A 20,978-nucleotide genomic window follows, 5' to 3' on the forward strand; every position below is an offset into this window, starting at 1 on the left:
CCCTCCCGCTCACCCGGTCGAGAAAAACACGGCAGGCCCCGTCTCGGGGGAACGGAGGCCTGCCGGGGTCTCAGTGGGTGCCGAGCACGCCGTCCACGCGGCGGGGGATGCCGAGTGGGTTGTTGTCGCGGAGTTCGGCGGGCAGCAGATCGTCCGGCCAGGACTGGTAGGTGACCGGGGCGAGCCAGCGGCGGATCGACGTGGCGCCCACCGAGGTGTGCAGCGGGTTGGTGGTCGACGGCCACGGGCCGCCGTGGTGCATGGCCCACGCGACCGCCACGCCGGTCGGCCAGCCGTTGAACACCAGCCGTCCGGCGACCCGGCGGAGGACCTCGGCGACCCGGCCTGCCAGCTCGTGCTCGGACGGGTCGGCGTGGACGGTGCCCGTCAGCGTGCCCGGCAGCTCGGGGAGGACGGCCAGCAGGTCCGCGGGGTCGTCGTAGGTCACGACGAGGCCCGCGGGGCCGAAGTGCTCCTCGGTCAGCTTCTCCAGGTTGTCCGCGAACACCGCCAGCGGCACGGTGAACAGGCGGGGCGCGACGCTCCAGCCATCGGCTGGCTTGTCGCCGGACGAGACCTCGGTGACGAGGTCGCCCGCGGCCAGCGCGTCGGTCGACGACCGGTACGCGTCGCACATGCGCTCGTTCAGCATCGCGCCGCCGTGGCTGGCGGCCACGGCGTTACCCAGAGCAGGTACCAGCGAAGCCGGGGCGAACAGCAGGCCGGGGTTGGTGCAGAACTGGCCGACGCCCATGGTGAGCGACTGGGCGAACGCGGCCGCCAGCTCCTCGGGACGCGCGGCGGCGGCGTCCGGCAGGACGACCGCCGGGTTGACGCTGCCGAGTTCGCCGTAGAACGGGATGGGGTCGGGGCGGCCCTGGGCGATGTCGAACAGCGCCCGGCCGCCGCCGGTGGAGCCGGTGAAGCCGACCGCGCGGGTGCGGGGGTGCTGGATCAGCGCGACGCCCGCGTGCGTGCCGTAGACGATGCCGAACAGGCCGTCGGGCGCGCCCGCGGCGGACAGCGCCGCCGTGACGACGCGCGCGGTCTCACGGGAGGTACCGGGGTGGGCCGAGTGGGACTTCACCACGACCGCGCAGCCGGACGCGAGCGCGGACGCCGTGTCGCCGCCCGCCACCGAGAACGCGAACGGGAAGTTGGACGCCGAGAACACCGCGACCGTCCCGAGTGGACGGAGGACGCGCCGCAGGTTCGGGCGGGGCGGGATGATGTCCGGGTTCGGCGAGTCGATCGTCGCCTCGACGTAGCTGCCCTCGCGGAGCACCTCGCCGAACAGCCGGAGCTGGTTCGTGGTGCGCTTCAGCTCGGTGGTCAGCCGGGGCACGCCCAGCGCGGTCTCGCCGTCTGCGGTCGCGATCAGCAGGTCGGACTCGGCGTCCAGCGCGTCGGCCACGGCCTCGAGCACCGCCGCCCGGTCCGCCGCCGGGACCGCGGACCAGGTCTCGAACGCGGTCGCGGCGGCCGAGACGACGGCGTCGACCTCGCTGTCCGTCGTCTTGGCGACGGGCTCGCCGATCGGCTCGCCGGTCCGGGGGTTGTAGCCCTGCACGATCACTGACCTGCCTCCTTCACCGCGGTGTCGAAATAGGGGCCGCACCACGCGCCGCCGACGTACTTCTGCGCCAGTGACTCGGGATCCGGGGCGTCCACTTCGGACGCGAACGCCTCCGCGTCGTCCTTCGACTCGTAGCCAAGCGCGTACGCCTCGTCGAGCGAGAACCAGCGCCGGGTGTTGTCCGAGACTCCCCACACGACCCGGAAACCGGGGTTCGGCGCCGCGATGCACGCCTCCACCAAGCGGGCGGCGTCGTCGGGGGAGAGCCACGTCGAGAGCATCCGCGCGTCCTTCGGCTTCTCGAAGCACGAGCCGATGCGGATGGCGATGACGTCCATGCCGTAGCGGTCGGAGTAGAGGCTGCCGAGCGCCTCCATCGCGACCTTGCTGACGCCGTAGTACGTGTCGGGCTTGGGGAACAGGTAGTCGTCGGCGTTGCCGTCCGCGCGTTGGACGTACCCGACGGCGTGGTTCGAGCTGGCCAGCAGCACGCGCTTCACGCCCTGCCTGCGCGCGGCCTCCAGCACGACGTGGGTGCCGTTGATGTTGACGTCGAGGATCTGCGCCCACGGCTGTTCGAGGCTGTGCCCGCCGAGGTGGACCACGGCGTCCACTTCGGACATCGCCGCTTCCATCGCGGCCATGTCGGTGACCGAGGCCTGGACCAGCTCGACGTTCTCGCCGTCGCCCGCCGCCGGGATCTCAGCGATGTCCAGCAGGCGCAGGACCCGGTCGCCCTCGGCGAGCCGGGGGCGCAGGAGCGTGCCCAGCCCACCGGCGGCGCCGGTGATCAGGATTCGTGCGGTCACGGGTCGGACCCCTCCGGGTGTGCGTGGTGGACGGTCAGCGGCCGAACTGCCGGAGCAGTTCGGTGATGGTGCGGGCGGCGTCGAGCAGGGCGCCGATGACCTGGCGCTCGTGGTCCTCGTCGAGCCTGCCCAGCGGGACGGAGCAGCTCATGGCGTCGAGCACCGGGTTGCGGTAGGGCAGCGCGACGGCGAAGCAGCCGAGACCGGGCGTGTTCTCCTCGCGTTCGTGGGCGTAGCCCAGCGCGCGGAACCCGGCGAGCTGCGCGTGCAGCGGGCCGCGCTCGATCACGGTGTTCGGCGTCAACGGCTTGAGCTCGTCCGGCAGCAGCGCGTCGACCTCCTGCGGGGTGCGGGTGGACAGCACCGCCTTGCCCAGCGAGGTGGAGTGCGCGGGCAGCCTGCGGCCGACCCTGGAGACGACCCGCAGGTGGTGCTCGGACTCGCGGCTGGCGAGGTAGACCACGTCCGCGCCGTCGAGGCGCGCGAGGTGGACGGTCTCGTTGACCGTCTGCCGGACCTGCTCCATGACCCGGATCGCGGCTCGCACCACCGGGTCGTGGTCGAGGTACGACGTACCGACCAGCAGGGCGCGCACGCCGATGCCGTACGTGCCGCGGTCGGGCTCGACCTCCACCCAGCCGCGGTTCACCAGCGTCTGCAACAGCATGTACAGGCTCGACTTGGGGTAGCTGAGCTCGCGGTGCAGCTCGGTGAGGGTGAGCCGGCGATCGGACGCCGACAGGACTTCCAGCAGCTCAACGGTCCGGTCGGCGGATTTCACCGCCCCAGGGCGGGTGGGCGAAGCGGCCTCGGTCACCAGGTCCTCCAGGGAAACATCTCGGCAACACGCTCTTGACACGTTGCTGTGCTGATTCTTACAGTCCGGCATCAGGTTCACAAGTACGACTCCGTTTCACGGATGTGAACATCAAGGAGAGTGAGATGCCCCGTTCCCGGTCTGCCACCGCGGCTGTCGCGCTGGCCGCTGTGGGCGCCGTGCTCGTTGGATGCGGCTCGTCGGCGACGTCGACGGGTGGTGGCAGCGCCGCCGGTGTCGCGCAGGACCCGAACGCCCCGTTCGAGGTCTGGACGCGCAGCACGGAGGCCACCGCGAAGGTCTACGAGAAGATCTTCAAGGAGTTCGAGGCCAAGACCGGGGTCGAGGTCGACTACAAGCCGATCTTCGCCGACTTCGACAAGCAGATCCAGCAGCGCGCGGCGGCGAAGGACCTGCCCGACCTGGTCGTCACGGACACCGGCTCGCTGGGCGTCTTCACCTCGCAGGGCCTGGTCGGCGAGATCGACAAGGCGGGTATCGCGGGCGGCGGCGACGTCGTCGAACGGGCCTGGAACAACGGCAGGGCGTCCGACGGCAAGTACTACGCCATCCCGTTCTCCACCCAGGCGATGGTCACGCTGATCCGCAGGGACTGGCGCGAGAAGGTCGGCAAGCCCGTGCCGAAGACGTGGGACGAGCTCACCGACCTGGCGACGGCGTTCACCAAGGACGACCCGGACGGCAACGGCGCGGCCGACACCTACGGGATGCTCGTGCCCGGCACCACCGACCGCGGTTACCTCGGCTGGTGGGCGTCGAGCTTCGTCTGGCAGGGCGGCGGCGACATCCTCAAGCAGGACGGCGACCGGTTCTCCGTCGCGGTCGACTCCGACGAGACGGTCAAGTCGGTCGACTACCTGAAGAAGATGTTCTGCGGCGACCCGAAACTGGTCCAGCCCGGCGCTCTCACGACCGGCACGAACGACGCGCACGCGTTCTTCGAGACCGGCAAGACCGGCATCTACGTGACCGGCCCGTACATGTTCGGCCGGTTCGACAAGAACCTCGGCAAGGACAAGTACGAGGTCGTCGCGGCCCCCAAGGGCCCGGCCGGTGACACCGTGCTCGGCGAGGGCGAGAACATCTACCTGATGGCGGGCTCGCCGCGGGCCGACGCGCAGAAGAAGCTGGCCGAGTACCTGATCAGCGCCGAGGCTCAGCAGGCGGGCATGAAGGGCGACCCGACCCCCGTGGTCCGGCTCCCCGTCAACAGCGAGGTCGACGTCAAGGCCGTCTACGACGACCCGCGCTGGGAGACCACCGCGAAGGTCTACGCCGACAGCGCCCGGCCGTTCTCCAGCGTCCCCAACTTCCAGCCGTTCCGGCAGCAGTTCTCCGAAACGCTGAACTCGCTCTTCTCCACCTGTAGCAACGACTCCAAGGCCGAACTCGGCAAGCTCGCCGAGAACCTCAAGAAGGAGCTCCAGACACAGGGAATGGCCAAGTGACGGTGTCCCATCCCGTCCGCGGCACCACAGACGTGGGACCGGCGGCTAGTGGCGGCGGTGCCGTCGGCTCCCACCCCGTGAGGCGGCGCCACCGGCGTCGCCTCACGGGATCCAGCTTCACGGGATCCAGCTTCACGCCGTGGCTGTTCCTCGCGCCCGCGGTGCTCATCTTCGTCGTCTTCAAGTACCTGCCGATGATCGAGGGGATCCGGCTGAGCCTGTACCAGGTCCGGCCGTTCCTCGGCGACCTGTGGGTGGGGTTCGACAACTACGCCCGGATCATGGGCGACGAGCGGTTCCGCGACGCGATCGGCCACACGCTGGTCCTCGCGTTCGGCCAGACCATCGGCTCGATGGTGATCGGGTTCGCGCTGGCCCTCCTGCTGGAGGGCCACGCGAAGTCGCTGTGGTTCGTCCGGTCCGCGGTCTTCCTGCCGGTGGTCGCCGCGACCGCCGTCATCGGCGAGATCTGGCGGCTGCTGCTCTTCCCCGCCCCCGAGGGCTTCGTCAACACGGTGCTGTCGGTCGTGGGCCTCGGCCCGTGGACGTTCCTCGACAGCCCGGACACCTCGCTCGCGTCGGTCATGTTCGTCGGCGTCTGGAAGGGTGCCCCGTACGACATGGTGCTGATCCTCGCGGGGCTCGCGGGGATCGACCGCCAGCAGTACGAGGCGTCCGCGCTCGACGGCGCGACCACGTGGCAGCGCATCCGGCACGTCACGCTGCCCGCGCTGCGCCCGGTGATCACCATCCTGCTGACCCTGGCGTCCATCCGCGGCCTGCGGGTGTTCACCGAGGTCTACGTGCTCACCGGCGGCGGCCCGGCGGGCTCCACCGACGTGTGGATGACGCGGGTGTTCACCGTCGCCTTCGAGCGCAACGAGATCGGCGTCGCCTCGGCCGGTTCGGTGATGCTCTTCCTGATCACGTTCGCGTTGACGGTCGTGGTCCAGTTGTACCGACGACGGAAGGAGGCCGGATGAGTGTCGCGGACCAGTGCGACACCGCGCTCGGGTGGTCGACCGGCCGTCAGGCCTGGTTGAGCAGGACCATCCGGGCGGTGCTGTGCGTCGGCGCCGTCCTGCTGTTCACCGGCCCGCTGATCACCGTGTTCTCCGGGGCGTTCGACCACAACCCGGACCCGACCAGGCTGTCCGTGCTGCCCAACAACCCGTCGATGATCAACTTCGAGACCGCGGGCTCCAAGGGCATCTGGCACTACCTCACCAACTCGCTGATCATCGCGGGCGGGGCGCTCCTGCTCCAGCTCTCGGTCAGCGTGTTCGCCGCGTACGCCTTGGCGCGCAAGAAGTTCCGGGGGCAGGCGGTCGTGCTGCTCCTGGTGCTCACCACCATGATGCTGCCCGAGGAGGTCATCGCGATCCCCCTGTCCCTGGTGATCGGCGACCTCCCGCTCGTGCACGTCAGCCTGAGGGGAACCCTGCTCGGCGTCATCCTGCCGCTGGGCGCCTGGGGCTTCTCCATCTTCGTCATGACGGAGTTCATGAAGGAGATCCCCGTGGAGCTCGAAGAAGCCGCGAAGGTCGACGGCGCCGGGGAGCTCCGGATCTTCGCGCAGATCATCCTGCCGCTGGTCAAGCCCGCGCTCGGCGTGGTAGCCGTGTTCGGGTTCAACATGATCTGGGAGCAGTACCTGCTCCCGCTGATCGTTGCCGCGGATCCTTCCGACTACACGTTGACCGTCGCCCTGCTGTCGTTGAGGTCCGACGAAGAGGTCGGGCCGGGAATCGTGTTGGCCGGAGCGTTGCTGGCGCTGGTGCCGAGCCTGATCGTGTACCTGTCGCTTCAGAAGTCCTTCCTGCGTGGGATCACCACCGGAGCGATCAAGGGATGAAGGTCTATGCAACTCGATGGGGTGCTGTTCTTTCCGGTCACACCGTTCGACCCGACGGGGGAGATCGCCGAGGACGTGCTCGCTGAGCACGTCAAGCACGGTGTCTCGGCGGGTCCGGGCGCGGTCTTCGTCGCCTGCGGGACGGGCGAGTTCCACGCGCTCGGGCTGGAGGAGTTCGAACGCGCCGTGGCGGTCGCGGTCGAGGCGACAGCGGGTCGGGTGCCGGTGTTCGCGGGCGCGGGCGGCCCGCTGCCCATCGCCAAGGACTTCGCCAGGGCCGCCGCGCGGGCGGGCGCCGACGGGCTCCTGCTGCTGCCGCCGTACCTGGTGACCAACCCCGCCAAGGGACTCGTCCGCTACGTCGCCGACGTCGCCGCCGCGACCGACCTCCCGGTGATCGTCTACCAGCGCAACAACGCGGTGTTCACGCCGGACACCGCGGTCGAGGTGGCGTCGCTGCCGACCGTCATCGGGTTCAAGGACGGCCTCGGCGACATCGACCAGCTCCAGCGCATCGTGCTCGCCGTCCGGGCGCGCGTGGACAAGCCGTTCCAGTTCTTCAACGGCCTGCCCACCGCGGAGCTGACCGTGCCCGCCTACCGCGGCATCGGCGTCGACCTGTACTCCTCGGCGGTGTTCGCGTTCGCGCCGGACATCTCCCTCGGCTTCTACCAGGCGATCCAGGACGACGACACCGCGCTGGTCCGGCGCTACCTCACCGAGTTCTTCGTGCCGCTGGTCGAGTTGCGCGACCAGGTGCCGGGGTACGCGGTGGCGCTGGTCAAGGCGGCGGTGAAGCTGGGCGGTCTGGACGCCGGAGGGGTGCGCCCACCGTTCGTCGACCCGTCGGAGGAGCACGTCGAGGAGCTGGAGCGGATCATCGCGGCGGGAAGGGCGTTGGCGGTATGAGGATCACCGACATCACGATCACCCCGGTCGCCTTCCGCGACCCGCCGCTGCTGAACTCGGCGGGCGTCCACGAGCCGTGGGCGCTGCGGACGATCATCGAGGTCCACACCGACGAGGGGATCTCCGGGCTCGGCGAGAGCTACGGCGACATCGGCCACCTGGCCAGGCTGGAACAGGTCGTGCCCGCGCTCGTCGGCTTGGACGTGCACCAGCTCAACGTGATGCACGCGAAGGTCGCCGAGGTGCTGGGCGGCAAGTCCGGCGACGACCGGCACGGCCTCACCGGCACGCTCACGGTCGAGGGCACGGTCGACCGGGTGTACTCGCCGTTCGAGGTCGCGACCTGGGACATCCGCGGCAAGGCGCTCGGCCGCCCGGTGTCGGACCTGCTCGGCGGCGCCGTGCGCGACGCCGTGCCGTACAGCGCCTACCTGTTCTACAAGTGGGCAGGCCACCCCGGCGCCGAGCCCGACCAGTGGGGCGAGGCGCTCGACCCGGAGGGGATCGTGGCGCAGGCCCGCAAGCTCATCGACGAGTACGGGTTCGGCTCGATCAAGCTCAAGGGCGGCGTCTTCCCGCCCGAGGAGGAGATCGCGGCGATCCTCGCGCTGCGCGAGGCGTTCCCCGACCTGCCGCTGCGGCTCGACCCGAACGCCGCGTGGTCGGTGGAGACGTCGATCCGCGTCGCCGAAGCCCTCGACGGCGTCGTCGAGTACCTCGAAGACCCGACGCCCGGCCTCCAGGGGCTCTCCCAGGTGGCCGCCAAGGCCTCGATGCCGTTGGCCACCAACATGTACGTGGTCGCGTTCGAGCACATCGCGCCGTCCGTCGCGATCGACGCGCTCCAGGTCGTCCTGTCCGACCACCACTACTGGGGCGGGCTCAGCCGGTCGCGCAACCTCGCGTCGACGTGCGAGACCTTCGGCATCGGCCTGTCGATGCACTCGAACTCGCACCTGGGCATCAGCCTCGCCGCGATGACCCACCTCGCCGCCGCGACGCCGAACCTCAGCTACGCCTGCGACACGCACTACCCGTGGAACCGCGAGGACGACGTCGTCCTGCCCGGCGCGCTGACCTTCGTGGACGGTGCCGTCCCGGTGCCGACCACCCCCGGCCTCGGCATCGAACTGGACCGCGACGCGCTGGCCCGACTGGCCGAGAACTACCGCACGTGCGGCATCGTGCAGCGCGACGACACCGGCTACATGCAGAAGTCCGACCCTTCGTACGAAAGGAAGCGCCCCCGGTGGTGACGAGTGTGGCGCACGTCTATCCCTGGGACGTCGTAGGCGATCCCCTTGCGGCACAACGGTATGCGGACCTCGGCGTGGACGCCGTCGCGCTCGCGGCGTCGTACCACACCGTGCGCGCCGCGACGCCGTTGCACCCGGAGCACCGGATGGTCGACGCCCGGCACGCGGCGTTCTACCTCCCGGTCCGCGACGAGGCCTGGGCGGGCAAGCGGCTCGTGCCCGCCGAACCGTCCTGGGTGGACGGTGACAACTCCTTCGGCGCCGCGGCGGACGCCCTGCGCGCCGCGGGACTGCCGGTCTACGCCTGGACCGTGCTCACCCACAGCAGCCGGTTGGGCGACCTCCACCCGGACGTCAACGTTGTCAACGCCTTCGGCGACCGCTACCCGTACGCGCTGTGCACGGCGAACCCCGACGTCGTCGAGTACGCGCGCACCCTCGTGACCGAGGTCCTCGCCCTCGGGCGGCCGGACGGGATCGTGCTGGAGGCGTGCGGCCCGCTCGGCTTCTTCCACGGCGGCCACCACGAGAAGACCGACGGCGCCGACTGGAACCCGGTCCAGCAGAAGCTGCTGTCGCTGTGCTTCTGCGTCGTGTGCGCGGTGCGCTACCAGGACGCGGGCGTCGACGTGGACGACCTGCGCGCCGCCGTGCGCGCCGGGGTCGACGCGGGTGTGCCGAGCGTCGAGGAAGCGCTGGGGGACCTGGCGAAGCCGGTGTCCTCGGTGCGCACGGGCACCGTCCGCGACCTGCGCGGGACCCTGGTCGCGCTGGTGCGCGAGCAGGCGCCGGGCGTCCGGATCGCCCTGCACGCCACCGGCGACGAGTGGGCCACCGGCCCGTTCGCCACCGTCGCGCCCGCCGTCGACGCCGATGTCGACGTGCTCACGGTGTTCTGCTGGGCCGGTGCCGACGCCGCCACCCCCGGCATCCGCGCGCTGCGCGAGGTCGCTGGTCCGGAGGCCCGGATCGCGAGCTACGTGCTGGCGCTGCCGCCGAAGCCGATCGACGGCGAGACGCTGCTGACCGAGTGGAAGCGGTACGTCGACGAAGGCGTGGAGGAGTTCCACCTCTACCACGCAGGTCTGGCGTCACAGCCAAGGCTGGACGCGTTGAAACACGCCGTAGCGGGAATCAAGGATCACCTGAACCGGTAACTGTGAACAGGACGGCGCAACCCGAACGCAGGGTTGCTCCGTCCTCTTCACATGAGAAGCCTACGAACCGCAGTCAGCGCCGGCGTCCTGCTCCTGCTGGTGACGGCGTGTGCGAGCCCACAGGCCCAGGTCGGTGCCGGAGCAGGCGACCCGAAGCCTGAGCCGCAGCTCAGCGTCTCCTCCCCGCCCGCGCCCACGTCCAGCTCGCCCGACATCGCGCCGGGTGAGCCGCCGCCCAACGGCGGTACGCAGGTCCCGTTGACGCAGGTCGACGCGGCGGCGCTGGCCGAGGACTACCCGAGGTCGGTCTGGACCGAGGGTGACGGCACGGTCATCGGCGCCATCGGCCAGGAGGGCGGTTGCAGCAAGGTGGCCCTCCAGGTCGCCGAGCAGTCCGCGACGTCCGTGCACCTCGACCTGGTCGAGACGCTGCCCGCCGAGCAGCAGATGTGCACCATGGACATCCGGTTCCCCCCGCTGACCGCGAAGCTCGACGCACCGCTCGCGCAGCGGACGGTCGTGCTGACCTCGCGCAAGAGCGGGTAGCGGGTGCTCGACGCCCGGCCGACGTCCCCCCGTCGGCCGGGCGTTTCCTGTCCTGCTTTGTCCTGTCCGGTCAGTCCTGCAACCGGATCGACGCCTGTACCGTCCTTGCGATATGAGGAACGCCAAGGTGCTCGTCGCCCTAGCCGTGGGACTGTTCGCCCTGGTCGGGTGCGGCAGCGATGACCAGCCGTTCGGGGCGGGCGGATCGTCAAGCACGGCCTCGTCCGGCCCGACCTCGCCGTCGGCTTCCGGCCTCCCGCCGGGCTCGGCCACGCTGCCTTCGTCGTCCGTCCGACCGCCCGGTCAGAGCAACGTCCCGTCCCAGCCGCCGCAGTCGTCCGCGACCCCGCTGCCGGGCAGCCCGACCGAGGTGCCGCCCGCGCGCGTGGACGGCACGGTGCTGCCGGAGACGTACAAGTCGCAGGTGCAGGTCGGGTCCGACGGCAGGACGCTCGGGGTGATCGGCCAGGCCGGTGGCTGCAAGACCGCGTCCGCCGAGGTCACCGCGGAGTCGCCCGACCAGGTCCTGATCACCCTCGTCACCACGTACTACGCGCCCAACGGCGGCGTGTGCACCCAGGAGATCCGCGACGTCCCGCTCACCGTGACGCTCGCGTCCCCCTTGGCCGAACGCAAGATCGTTCTGGAATCCAGGCAAGACGCTGCTTAATGGGTGGGGGAGGGGCTCGTCGAGCCCCTCCCGTCACTTCCTGAACGAGACCTGGAGCAGCGGGGCCGACGTCTCCGAGAAGAAGTCGTTGCCCTTGTCGTCGACCACGACGAACGCCGGGAAGTCCTCGACCTCGATCTTCCACACGGCTTCCATGCCCAGCTCGGCGTACTCCAGCACGTCGACCTTGCGGATGCAGTCCTGCGCCAGCCTCGCGGCCGGGCCGCCGATGGAGCCCAGGTAGAACCCGCCGTGCGACTCGCAGGCGTTGGTGACCTGCTTGGACCGGTTGCCCTTCGCCAGCATCACCAGCGACCCGCCCGCGGCCTGGAACTCCTCGACGTAGGAGTCCATCCGGCCCGCGGTGGTCGGGCCGAACGAGCCGGACGCGTAGCCCTCGGGCGTCTTGGCCGGACCGGCGTAGTAGACCGGGTGGTCCTTCAGGTACTGGGGCATGCCCTCGCCCGCGTCGAGGCGTTCCTTGATCTTGGCGTGCGCGATGTCGCGCGCCACGACCAGCGGCCCGGTCAGGGACACCCGCGTCTTCACCGGCAGCGCGGACAGCGCGGCGCGGATCTCCGCCATCGGCAGCGTCAGGTCGATCTTCACGACCTCGTCCGACAGGTGCTCGTCCTCGACGTCGGGCAGGAAGTGCGCCGGGTCGCGTTCGAGCTGCTCGATGAACACGCCGTCGGCGGTGATCTTCGCCTTGACCTGGCGGTCCGCCGAGCAGGACACCGCGATGCCGACCGGGCAGGACGCGCCGTGCCGGGGGAGGCGGATCACCCGGACGTCGTGGCAGAAGTACTTGCCGCCGAACTGGGCCCCGATGCCGAAGTTCCGGGTCAGCTCCAGCACCTGCTGCTCCAGGTCGGTGTCGCGGAACGCGTGCCCCAGCGGCGACCCCTCGGTCGGCAGGCCGTCCAGGTAGCGGGCGGACGCGAGCTTCGCGACCTTCAGGTTCTGCTCGGCCGACAGGCCGCCCACGACCACGGCGAGGTGGTACGGCGGGCACGCGGCCGTGCCGAGCGAGCGCAGCTTCTCGTCCAGGAACGTGGCCAGCCGCTTCGGGTTCAGCAGCGCCTTCGTCTCCTGGTAGAGGAACGTCTTGTTGGCGCTGCCGCCGCCCTTGGCCATGAACAGGAACTCGTACTTCGGCTCCGTGCCGGGCGCGGTGAACAGGTCGATCTGCGCGGGCAGGTTGGTGCCGGTGTTCTTCTCGTCCCAGAACGTCGTCGGCGCCATCTGCGAGTACCGCAGGTTCAGCTCCTGGTAGGCGTCGAAGATGCCGCGCGACAGGGCTTCCTCGTCCGTCCCGCCGGTCAGCACGCCCTCGGTCCGCTTGCCCATGATGATCGCGGTGCCGGTGTCCTGGCACATGGGCAGCACACCGCCCGCGGCGATGTTCGCGTTGCGCAGGAGGTCCATCGCGACGAAGCGGTCGTTGCCGCTCGCCTCGGGGTCGTCCACGATCGCGCGGAGCTGGGCGAGGTGCGACGGGCGCAGCAGGTGCTGGATGTCCCGGATCGCTTCCTTGGCCAACAGCGTCAGCGTCTCGGGAGCGATCTCCAGGAACTTCCGGCCCGCGGCCTCGACGACCTTCACGCCGTCGGCGGTCAGCAGGCGGTACTCGGTGGTGGTGTCCTTCGCCAAGGGGAGGACGTCGGTGTACTGGAACGTGGTGGTGGTGGGCACGTCGGCGGGCTCCCTTGCGCGCTTCGGAATCCGACAAACGTATCCGATCGCCGTCGCCCCACCACGCCGCCGCGATGTGATTCGCGTCCTTCAGGGGCCACCAATAGCGGAAGGCCGGGCCGGCCCCCGACCGCCCCGACCTTCCTTCGCGTGCGACCAGCCCCCACGTGATGGGGTGGAGGCTGCCGCATGGTCCGTGTAGAGCAGAACCGTGCCGTGATCCGCATCACAAGTCAACGCGGCCAAACGGGTGAGTCAGCTCGCGTACGCCCGCAGCTTCTCCGCGCGCTCGCCCTGGCGGAGCTTCGACATGACCTCGCGCTCGATCTGGCGGACGCGCTCGCGGGACAGCCCGAAGCGCTTGCCGATCTGGTCGAGCGTGCGCGGCTGGCCGTCCTCCAGGCCGTACCGCAGCCGGATGACCGCCTGCTCGCGCGGGTCCAGCGTGGACAGCACGCGCCGCAGGTCGTCCTGGAGCAGGCCGGAGATGACCGCGCTCTCGGCGTCCGTGGCGTCGGAGTCCTCGATGAAGTCGCCCAGGGGGGCGTCCTCCTCGGCACCGACCGGCATGTCGAGGCTCACCGGGTCGCGGGCGTGGTCGAGCAGGTCGGAGACCTTCTCGGCGCTGATGCCCGATTCCTTGGCGAGTTCCTCGGTCGTCGCTTCCCGGCCGAGCTGCTGGTGGAGATCGCGCTTGATCCGCGCCAACTTGTTCACCTGTTCCACCAGGTGGACGGGAAGGCGGATGGTGCGACCTTGATCCGCCATTCCACGCGTGATCGCTTGGCGGATCCACCACGTCGCGTACGTCGAAAACTTGAAGCCCTTGGTGTAGTCGAACTTCTCCACCGCGCGGATCAAGCCCAGGTTGCCTTCCTGGATCAGATCGAGGAGCGGCATTCCGCGACCGGTGTATCGCTTGGCAAGCGAAACGACCAGACGAAGATTCGCTTCGAGCAGGTGGTTCTTTGCGACGTGGCCGTCCCGCACCAGCGCGCGCAGTTCTTCGCGACGCGTGGGGGACAGGCGCTTCGCGGTCTCGGCCATGTGCTGCGCGAAGACGCCCGCCTCGATCCGCTTCGCCAGCTCGACCTCCTCCGCCGCTGTGAGCAGGGCGGTCTTGCCGATTCCGTTCAGGTAGACTCGAACGAGATCGGCGGCCGGACCCTGAGCGTCCAGGTCGAGTTCGGCGGGACTGATGTGGCTGACGGTGGTGTCGACCTCGCGGTCGAAGACCCTCGGGACGGTCATGGAACTCCCTCCCCCTTTGTCGCGGGCTGGCGTGCGGTTGCGTCACACACCTGCGCTGCACTGCGCAGTGAGCCTTTCGGCGTCGGGGCCCGCTGGGTACCCATCGCTTGCCGGCTGGACACTTGGGAAACGCGTCGGAATGCCAATTCGTTCCCGACTCCCTGACAGGAAGACGTCTCCGCCGTCACACTCGTTGCTCGCGCAATGCTGAGGATTTCCTGAGAGCGTCCTAGAGTTCGACCAAAACGGTGAAGGGTCCATCGTTCACGCTCCGCACCGACATCATCGCGCCGAACCGTCCTGTTTCGACACGAGCGCCCTTCTGTCGCAGTTCCCGCACCACTCCCTCGATCAAGGGCTCGGCGTGCTCGGGGCGGGCGGCCGCCGTCCACGAGGGACGGCGACCCTTCCGCGTCTCGCCGTAGAGTGTGAACTGGCTCACGATGAGCAGGGGCGCGCCGGTCGACGCGCACGATTCCTCGCCGTTCAGGATCCGCAGCTCGTGCAGCTTCCTGGCCATGACCGGAACCATCGCCGCGTCGTCGTCGACACGCACCCCCAGCAGCACCAACAGGCCGGGTTCGTCGATCGAGCCGACGACCTGATCCTCCACCGTCACGCTGGCCTGTGTGACTCGCGCCACAACAGCCCTCACGCGGGCCTCACCATGCCGTGCCGGACCAGGTCGCGGATCACCGGCAGGGCGTTCGCGACCAGCCCGTCGACCGGCAGGTCGTGGGCGAACGCCAGCAGCGTCACCAGGTCCTCCAGCGTCAGCGCCCCGCGGCACCCCGCCAGCAGCGCCGCCGCGACCTCGTCCAGCTCGTGCTGCCACCCCGGCCCGTCCTGGCGGTGCAGGCGGCGCACGACGGCCGTCCAGCCCTCCTCGTCCGGCGAGGACACCTCTTCGAGCAGCACGGACTCCGGCACCGTGAACCGCGTCGCGAGCAACGACTCGGCTGACCCGTTCGCCCGCAACCACTCGACCCGGTCCAGCCACAGCGACGTCTCCGGCCCCAGCGGGTCCACGTACGCGTGCCGCAGGTCCTCGCACACGACCTCGGCGTGCGCCCCGGACGTGCGCCGCAGCGTCACGAACCCGAACCCGACGCCCTCGACGTCGTTGCGGGCGAACCAGTCGAGCCACACGGCGGCCTTCTCGCGCCCTTCGGGGGACCGGGGATCCACACCGGCGTCCCGCAGCCACGTCCCCACGTACAGGGCCGGGTCGGCGACGTCCCGCTGCACGAACCACGCGTCGACGCCCCCGCGCGGCAACCACGACGACACCCGGTCCGCCCAGTCCTCGCCCTTGCGGTGCAGCCAGGAGGCCAGGAGTTGCCCCACACCGCCCTCGTTGAGGAACGAGGGCATCTGCCGCACGACGAGCGCGCTGGCGTCGTCACCGCCGAGCCCGGAGTCGCGGTACGTGTAGTCGACCCGCGGCGGCCCGACCACGAACGGCGGGTTGCACACGACCTGGTCGAACCGCCTGCCCGCGACGGGCGCGAACCACTCGCCCCGACCGAGTTCGACGTCCAGCCCGTTCAGCAGGAACGTCCCCTCCGCCAGCGCCAGCGCCCGCTCGGACAGGTCGGTCGCGGTGATCCGCTCGGCGTGCCGGGAGGCGTGCAGGACCTGGACACCGCACCCCGTCCCCAGGTCGAGCAGGGACCCGACCGGCCGCCGCGCCGTCGCCCGAGCCAGGCTGATCGACGCCTGCCCGATGCCCAGCACGTGGTCGGACGGCACCGGACCGCCGCGCTGGTCGGCGTCGAGGTCGGCGATCACCCACCAGGAGTCGTGCGGCCGGACGTCCAACCCGGCCCGGAAACCGCCGGGGTCGGCCCGCAGCACCTCGCTGGCCAGCAGCGAGTCGAGTTCGACGGACTTGAACGCGGCGGCGACGTCGGCCTCGGACTCGACGTCACCCAGCAGGAACAGCCGGACGAACGTCCCCAGCGCCCCGGCGTCGCGGGTGGCCCGCCGCGCGGCCTCCGGCTCGCCGCGCGTCATGGCGGCGTGGGCCTGCCCGCCAAGAGCCGCCAGCACCCCGTCGGTGTCGTAACCGGCGGTCTGAAAAGCGTCACGCAGACGCGAGGTCAACTCGGGAGTGAAATCAGGGAGCACCGGCCCATGCTTTCATCCCGTCGGCGTCAGGCCCGCCGACCGTGCACGGCCAGCGCGACGGCCATCGCCAACCGCTGCTCCGCGTCGTCCAGGGACAACTCGGTCACCTCGGCCATCCGCCGCATCCGGTACCGCAGCGTGTTCGGGTGCACCGACAGGGCCCGAGCGGCTTCCCGCGTGTCCCCCTGCGCCGCCAGCCAAGCCCGCAGCGTCTCCGCGTAGGCCGTCCCGTGCTCCCGGTCGTGCCGCAGCAGCTCGGCCACGGGGCCCCGCACGGGCAGCCGCCCGCTGTCCGCCGCGGCCGCCAACCGGCGCAGCAGCACCCGAGCCCAGGCGGTGTCGTACACGACGGGCTCCCCGGACGACAGCGCCAGGCACTCGTCGGCCTCCTGGCGGGAAGCGGACACCTGCACGGCGTCGGCGGCCCCGCCGATCCCGGCCAGCACCGTCGCCTCGGCGGGCAGCTCCCGCTCCAGCGACCGCACCCACTCCACGGCCACGGCGGCCGAATCCCCGCACGGCACCACCGTGTAGAGCACGTTCCCGAACAGCGCGCTGCGCCCCGGCCGCGACCACCCGAAGCCCGCGGTGGCCCGTTCGAACGCCAGCAGCGCGGCCCCGTGGTCCGCGTCCCCGACGTGCGCCTGCACGGCGATCACCCGGAGGTCCACCAGCGGCAACCCCAACCGGGCCAGCGCCGCTGGTGCCCCGGACGGCGAGTCCAGCAGCGCGATCACCAGGTCCGCCTCGGCCTGCCGCTCCAGGTCCGCGCTCGCCCGAGCGCGCAGCATGTGCAGCGCCGAGGTGCGGGCCCCGTCCACCAGCGCCGCGGCGCGCGACGGGTCGACCGGCTCGTCGACCTCGACCCACACCGACCCCAGCACCTCGCGGCCCGCCCGGACGGCCGCGACCAGCCGTCCGCCGAGCTGCTCGGTCAGCCGGGGCACGAAGATCGGCTCGTCCGACGCGGCCAGGTGCGCGAACACCCCGTACGAGTCCAACGCGGCACGGGCCTCCTCCGGCACCTTGCGCCCGAGGATCGTCTGCACCCGCACCTGGTCCACGTCCTGCTGCCGGTACGAGTACGCCAGCACCCGCGACTGCTGGTCCTCGATCGTCACCGGCCCGCCCACCACGGCCGCGATGGCGTCCGCCACGGCGAACAGGTCGCCGGACCGCTGCCCCCCGAGCACCAGCGTCTGCACCACCGAGGCCAACTGGCCCCACGGCACCGACGGCTCCACCAGCAGCACCGCCGCCCCGGACCTCCGCGCGGCGACGAGCACCTTCTCGTCCAGCGGAGGACGCCCGTGCAGCACCACGACGGCCGCGGCGGTGGAGGCCACCAACCGGGCGGCGGCGGACGAGGAGGGAACGCCCAGGCCCAGCAGGACGTCGTCGGGAGCGGCCGGGGTCTGCTCGGCGGCGTCGTGCAGGGCCACGCCGCGCAGTTCGACGGCCCGCCCGCGCGGAGCGCAGCTCAGGTGCGTGCCGAGACTCCCCAGCACGTCGACCAGCCGATCAAGGGCGACCACGAGCGGATCCTAGGTCGGCCCTGTTGTGCGGACCCCGCTTCGGCGGGTGTTGGATGGGTATCGATAGTGGGACGATGAAAACGGAGGTGGTGTCGTGAGCACATCCGAGCGTGACGACACCCCGGTGCTCATCACCGAGGCCGCCCTGTCCCTCGACGAGCAGCACAAGGCCAGGAAGCGGAAGTACGCGATCATGATGAGCGCGCGCATCCCGTGCATCATCCTGGCGATGGTCTTCATCGACATCTGGTGGCTCGCCGTGGCGTTCCTGGTGCTGTCGATCCCGCTGCCGTGGATGGCCGTCCTGATCGCGAATGACCGCCCGCCGCGCAAGTCCGAGAAGACCAACCGCTACGAGCGGGAGCGCAGGGCCATCGCCGCCTCGGGCAAGGATCACCGCGTCATCGACGGCTGAGGCCCCACCAGGGTCACGGCCCGCGCGCTCGCCCTGATCCCGCCGAGCAGCGCGTCCCTCTTGGACACGCCCCGCTGCCACGCGGCCAGGAACCCGGCGTCGAACGCGTCGCCCGCGCCCGTCGAGTCGACGCACTCCACGAGTTCGGCGGGCACCGACACGATCTCGTCCTGGTCGACCCAGCTCGCCCCGTCCGCGCCGGACGTCAGCACGACCGCGCCCACGACGTCCAGCAGCGCCTTCGCCGCGGCGGGGTCGGCGGACCCGGTGAGCGCGGTCAGCTCCTCCGCGTTCGGCATCAGGAAGTCGACGCCGCGCACGTCCTCCAGGAACCCCTCGGGGTCCAGGTCCAGCAGCACCGACGCCTGCGGGTCCACCGACGTCGTCAGCCCCGCCTCCTTCGCCGCGGCCAACGCCGCCAGCGCGGCGGGCTTGGAGGACGCGTCCAGCAGCACGTAGCCGGACAGGTGCAGGTGCGTGGCGTCCGCGAGGAGCCCCGGATCGAGGTCGGCGGGGGAGAAGCGCGCGTTCGCGCCCCGGTCGGCCAGCATGCTGCGCTGCCCCTGCGGGTCGACCAGGCAGACGACGCAGCACGTCGCGGCCTCGGTGTCGACGGCGAACGCGCACCGCACGCCCGCCGCCGTCAGCTCGGCGTGCACCTGGCGGCCCGCCGCGTCCGCGCCGACCCGCGCCACCAGCACCGGCTGGGCACCGCACTCGGCGAGCCACGCCGCCGTGTTCGCGCCCGCGCCACCGGGTTCGATGGTCACGTTCGCCCGCACGTCGCCGCCGTACGGGATGGGGCCGACGTGCCGGGCGACGACGTCCAGCCCGGCGTCGCCGACCACGACGATCGTCACGGGGCCAGCTCCACGGCGACCTCGGCCGCCAGCCGCGCGTTGGACATGACCAGCGCCTCGTTGGTGTCGAGGCTCACGCCGCCGCTGGCGCCGTGGAAGTGCTCCAGCAGGACCGGCGTCACGTTCTTGCCGTGCACACCGCGCGTCCTGAGCAGCTCCAGACCGTCTTCGAGCAGCCGGTCGTGCAGGTCGCGGTCCATCTCGAACTCGAACGGCACCGGGTTGGCCAGCAGCACCCCGGAACGGCCGGGAACGCGGTCGCGGTGCGCGGCCACGACGGCGGCGACGTGCTTGGGGTCGTCGACCCGCCACGGCACGTCGAACTCCGATTCACGCAGGTAGAAGGCGGGGAACCGGTCGACCCGGTAGCCGAGCACCGGCACCGAGCGGGTCTCCAGCAGCTCCAGGGTCGCGCCGATGTCCAGCACCGACTTCACGCCGGAGCACACGACCAGCACCGGCGTGGTGGCCAGCACGTCCAGGTCGGCCGAGACGTCCCACGAGTCGTGCGCGCCCCGGTGCACCCCGCCGAGCCCGCCGGTGGCGAACACGTGCACGCCCGCGGCGTCCGCGAGGGCGGCCGTGCTGGCGACGGTCGTGGCGCCGTCGCGGCCGAGCGCGTACGCCGGTCCGAGGTCGCGGCGGGACAGTTTCACCAGGTCGTTGGCCGGATCGCAGACCCGGTCCAGCTCGTTGGTGCTCAACCCGACGACCGGTACGCCGCTCAGCACGGCGATCGTCGCGGGCACCGCGCCCGCCGCGCGCACGACCGCCTCCAACCGTCCGGCGACCTCGCGGTTGCGACCCGGCGGCAGCCCGTGGGCCAGGATCGTGCTCTCCAGCGCCACCACTGCCCGGTTCTCCGCCAACGCGTCGGCGACCTCTTCGGCGATCCTCGTAGTCGTCACAAGGGGTAATGATGAACGACCGACCCACTAGGTCGAAAACGAGCGGTGGGGCATCATGGTGTGGTGAGCACCTTGACCCAGACGCTTCCGGAGACCGATGAGCGGTCCCAGGGCACCGACTCCACCGGTGACGACTCGCCGAAGATGTTCCACTACGTGCGCAAGGCCAAGATCGCGGAGAGCGCGGTCATGGGCACGCACGTGGTGGCGCTGTGCGGCGAGGTCTTCCCGGTGACCAAGTCGGCCAAGCCCGGTTCGCCGGTGTGCCCGGACTGCAAGAAGATCTACGACGGCCTGCCGCCCGGCGGCGACGACTAGGACGCCCGTCACGACCTCGGCGCGCGCGGGGCCACCGCGCCCGCCGAGGATTTCGGCCGCCACGGGCGCTGTGAGCACGACCCCCTCACCCGGACCGGATCGACGCCGGAGCCGAGGTCCTCGCCCGATCGATCGACCTCGAAGTGTTCCGCCGACCGGCCGACCCTAAGCTCCCCCCATGGCCAGGTACTTCGACGTTCATCCGGACAACCCCCAGAAGCGGTCGATCAGCCAGGCCGTCGACCTGATCCGGAACGACGGACTGATCGCCTACCCCACGGACTCGTGCTTCGCGCTCGGCTGCCAGCTCGGCAACCGCTCGGGCATCGACCGCATCCGCGAGATCCGGCACCTGGGCGACGGTCACCACTTCACCCTCGTCTGCCAGGACTTCGCGCAGCTCAGCCAGTTCGTCTACGTGGACAACGCGGCCTTCCGCGCCATCAAGGCGGCCACGCCGGGCAGCTACACGTTCATCCTCCCGGCGACGAAGGAGGTCCCGAAGCGCCTGATGCACCCGAAGAAGAAGACCGTCGGCGTCCGCATCCCGGACCACACGGTCGTCCAGGCGCTGCTCGCCGAACTGGGTGAACCCCTCCTGTCCAGCACCCTGCTCCTCCCGGACCAGGAGGAGCCGATGACCCAGGGCTGGGACATCAAGGAGCGGTTGGACAACGTGGTCGACGCCGTCATCGACTCGGGCGAGTGCGGCACCGTGCCCACCACCGTCATCGACTACTCGACCGGCGAACCGGAGATCGTCCGCGTCGGCGCGGGGGACCCGAGCCGGTTCGAGTAGGGC

21 protein-coding genes are annotated in these 20,978 nt (G+C 70.8%); 11 read left to right on the plus strand and 10 right to left on the minus strand.

The features are described from left to right. Positions 1-70: 70 nt before the first annotated feature. Genes NZH93_RS07155 through NZH93_RS07165 form a run of 3 tightly spaced genes read right to left on the minus strand, consistent with a single transcriptional unit; the run spans position 71 to position 3,202 of the window. Positions 71-1,576, minus strand: a complete 1,506-nt coding sequence (locus NZH93_RS07155; RefSeq protein ID WP_259622109.1) for an aldehyde dehydrogenase (NADP(+)) — start codon at positions 1,574-1,576, stop codon at positions 71-73. Then, positions 1,573-2,385: an NAD-dependent epimerase/dehydratase family protein gene (locus NZH93_RS07160; protein WP_259622110.1), complete on the minus strand. Its 813-nt coding sequence runs from the start codon at positions 2,383-2,385 to the stop codon at positions 1,573-1,575. Before NZH93_RS07160 ends, NZH93_RS07155 begins: the two co-directional genes overlap by 4 nt. 34 nt (positions 2,386-2,419) lie before the next feature. After that, positions 2,420-3,202 carry an IclR family transcriptional regulator gene (locus tag NZH93_RS07165; RefSeq protein WP_259622111.1) on the minus strand — a complete coding sequence of 261 codons (783 nt, stop codon included), beginning with the start codon at positions 3,200-3,202 and terminating at the stop codon, positions 2,420-2,422. A gap of 125 nt (positions 3,203-3,327) precedes the next feature. On the opposite strand from NZH93_RS07165, the gene NZH93_RS07170 reads away from it, so the two are divergent. The 8 genes from NZH93_RS07170 to NZH93_RS07205 all read left to right on the plus strand — a co-directional run bounded on the left by NZH93_RS07170 (position 3,328) and on the right by NZH93_RS07205 (position 11,064). After that, positions 3,328-4,671 carry an ABC transporter substrate-binding protein gene (locus tag NZH93_RS07170; RefSeq protein WP_259622112.1) on the plus strand — a complete coding sequence of 448 codons (1,344 nt, stop codon included), beginning with the start codon at positions 3,328-3,330 and terminating at the stop codon, positions 4,669-4,671. 77 nt (positions 4,672-4,748) lie between these two features. After that, positions 4,749-5,654 (plus strand): carbohydrate ABC transporter permease, encoded by a 906-nt coding sequence (locus NZH93_RS07175; RefSeq protein WP_259622113.1) that lies wholly within the window; start codon positions 4,749-4,751, stop codon positions 5,652-5,654. After that, positions 5,651-6,526 carry a carbohydrate ABC transporter permease gene (locus NZH93_RS07180; RefSeq protein WP_259622114.1) on the plus strand — a complete coding sequence of 292 codons (876 nt, stop codon included), beginning with the start codon at positions 5,651-5,653 and terminating at the stop codon, positions 6,524-6,526. The genes NZH93_RS07175 and NZH93_RS07180 overlap by 4 nt, the downstream gene beginning before the upstream one ends. Positions 6,527-6,532: 6 nt before the next feature. Next, positions 6,533-7,435, plus strand: coding sequence for a 5-dehydro-4-deoxyglucarate dehydratase (locus tag NZH93_RS07185; protein WP_259622115.1), 903 nt, complete (start codon positions 6,533-6,535; stop codon positions 7,433-7,435). Continuing rightward, positions 7,432-8,691: a glucarate dehydratase family protein gene (locus NZH93_RS07190; protein ID WP_259622116.1), complete on the plus strand. Its 1,260-nt coding sequence runs from the start codon at positions 7,432-7,434 to the stop codon at positions 8,689-8,691. Before NZH93_RS07185 ends, NZH93_RS07190 begins: the two co-directional genes overlap by 4 nt. A 74-nt stretch (positions 8,692-8,765) precedes the next feature. Next, positions 8,766-9,848 carry a hypothetical protein gene (locus NZH93_RS07195; protein ID WP_259622117.1) on the plus strand — a complete coding sequence of 361 codons (1,083 nt, stop codon included), beginning with the start codon at positions 8,766-8,768 and terminating at the stop codon, positions 9,846-9,848. A gap of 51 nt (positions 9,849-9,899) precedes the next feature. Beyond that, positions 9,900-10,394: a hypothetical protein gene (locus NZH93_RS07200; protein WP_259622118.1), complete on the plus strand. Its 495-nt coding sequence runs from the start codon at positions 9,900-9,902 to the stop codon at positions 10,392-10,394. Positions 10,395-10,506: 112 nt separating this feature from the next. After that, positions 10,507-11,064 carry a hypothetical protein gene (locus NZH93_RS07205; RefSeq protein WP_259622119.1) on the plus strand — a complete coding sequence of 186 codons (558 nt, stop codon included), beginning with the start codon at positions 10,507-10,509 and terminating at the stop codon, positions 11,062-11,064. Positions 11,065-11,097: 33 nt separating this feature from the next. On the opposite strand, the gene NZH93_RS07210 is transcribed toward NZH93_RS07205, so the two are convergent. The 5 genes from NZH93_RS07210 to NZH93_RS07230 form a co-directional block, all read right to left on the minus strand. Continuing rightward, the gene (locus NZH93_RS07210; RefSeq protein ID WP_259622120.1) at positions 11,098-12,759 is read right to left on the minus strand and encodes a fumarate hydratase; all 1,662 of its coding nucleotides are present in this window, start codon (positions 12,757-12,759) and stop codon (positions 11,098-11,100) included. Positions 12,760-13,014: 255 nt separating this feature from the next. Beyond that, on the minus strand, positions 13,015-14,010 hold the full coding sequence (locus NZH93_RS07215; RefSeq protein ID WP_259622121.1) for a sigma-70 family RNA polymerase sigma factor: 996 nt from the start codon (positions 14,008-14,010) through the stop codon (positions 13,015-13,017). 229 nt (positions 14,011-14,239) lie between these two features. Then, on the minus strand, positions 14,240-14,665 hold the full coding sequence (gene dtd / locus NZH93_RS07220; protein WP_259622122.1) for a D-aminoacyl-tRNA deacylase: 426 nt from the start codon (positions 14,663-14,665) through the stop codon (positions 14,240-14,242). Then, positions 14,662-16,140 carry a DUF7782 domain-containing protein gene (locus NZH93_RS07225; protein WP_259622123.1) on the minus strand — a complete coding sequence of 493 codons (1,479 nt, stop codon included), beginning with the start codon at positions 16,138-16,140 and terminating at the stop codon, positions 14,662-14,664. The genes dtd and NZH93_RS07225 overlap by 4 nt, the downstream gene beginning before the upstream one ends. 26 nt (positions 16,141-16,166) lie before the next feature. Further along, on the minus strand, positions 16,167-17,675 hold the full coding sequence (locus NZH93_RS07230) for a PucR family transcriptional regulator (RefSeq protein WP_259622124.1): 1,509 nt from the start codon (positions 17,673-17,675) through the stop codon (positions 16,167-16,169). 94 nt (positions 17,676-17,769) lie between these two features. Here NZH93_RS07230 and NZH93_RS07235 point away from each other — a divergent pair, with 94 nt between their 5' ends. After that, the gene (locus NZH93_RS07235) at positions 17,770-18,090 is read left to right on the plus strand and encodes a DUF3099 domain-containing protein (protein ID WP_259622125.1); all 321 of its coding nucleotides are present in this window, start codon (positions 17,770-17,772) and stop codon (positions 18,088-18,090) included. Here the strand turns inward: NZH93_RS07235 and NZH93_RS07240 are convergent. Beyond that, the gene (locus NZH93_RS07240; protein WP_259622126.1) at positions 18,069-18,950 is read right to left on the minus strand and encodes a carbohydrate kinase family protein; all 882 of its coding nucleotides are present in this window, start codon (positions 18,948-18,950) and stop codon (positions 18,069-18,071) included. The genes NZH93_RS07235 and NZH93_RS07240 overlap by 22 nt on opposite strands. After that, entirely contained in the window at positions 18,947-19,858 is a 912-nt protein-coding gene (locus tag NZH93_RS07245) for a pseudouridine-5'-phosphate glycosidase (RefSeq protein WP_259622127.1), read from the minus strand. Before NZH93_RS07245 ends, NZH93_RS07240 begins: the two co-directional genes overlap by 4 nt. A gap of 63 nt (positions 19,859-19,921) precedes the next feature. On the opposite strand from NZH93_RS07245, the gene NZH93_RS07250 reads away from it, so the two are divergent. Beyond that, positions 19,922-20,176: a DUF3039 domain-containing protein gene (locus NZH93_RS07250; protein WP_245887506.1), complete on the plus strand. Its 255-nt coding sequence runs from the start codon at positions 19,922-19,924 to the stop codon at positions 20,174-20,176. 178 nt (positions 20,177-20,354) lie between these two features. Further along, positions 20,355-20,975 carry an L-threonylcarbamoyladenylate synthase gene (locus tag NZH93_RS07255; protein ID WP_259622128.1) on the plus strand — a complete coding sequence of 207 codons (621 nt, stop codon included), beginning with the start codon at positions 20,355-20,357 and terminating at the stop codon, positions 20,973-20,975. Positions 20,976-20,978: the final 3 nt, after the last annotated feature.

The organism is Umezawaea endophytica (assembly GCF_025061645.1).
Taxonomy (GTDB): domain Bacteria; phylum Actinomycetota; class Actinomycetes; order Mycobacteriales; family Pseudonocardiaceae; genus Umezawaea; species Umezawaea endophytica.

Bases quoted from the DNA above. Each gene is read 5' to 3' on its own strand.
- NZH93_RS07215 (WP_259622121.1), bottom strand. From the start codon at position 14,010: ATGACCGTCCCGAGGGTCTTCGACCGCGAGGTCGACACCACCGTCAGC.
- NZH93_RS07185 (WP_259622115.1), top strand. From the start codon at position 6,533: ATGCAACTCGATGGGGTGCTGTTCTTTCCGGTCACACCGTTCGACCCG.
- NZH93_RS07255 (WP_259622128.1), top strand. From the start codon at position 20,355: ATGGCCAGGTACTTCGACGTTCATCCGGACAACCCCCAGAAGCGGTCG.
- NZH93_RS07190 (WP_259622116.1), top strand. From the start codon at position 7,432: ATGAGGATCACCGACATCACGATCACCCCGGTCGCCTTCCGCGACCCG.
- NZH93_RS07200 (WP_259622118.1), top strand. From the start codon at position 9,900: ATGAGAAGCCTACGAACCGCAGTCAGCGCCGGCGTCCTGCTCCTGCTG.
- NZH93_RS07205 (WP_259622119.1), top strand. From the start codon at position 10,507: ATGAGGAACGCCAAGGTGCTCGTCGCCCTAGCCGTGGGACTGTTCGCC.
- NZH93_RS07180 (WP_259622114.1), top strand. From the start codon at position 5,651: ATGAGTGTCGCGGACCAGTGCGACACCGCGCTCGGGTGGTCGACCGGC.
- NZH93_RS07170 (WP_259622112.1), top strand. From the start codon at position 3,328: ATGCCCCGTTCCCGGTCTGCCACCGCGGCTGTCGCGCTGGCCGCTGTG.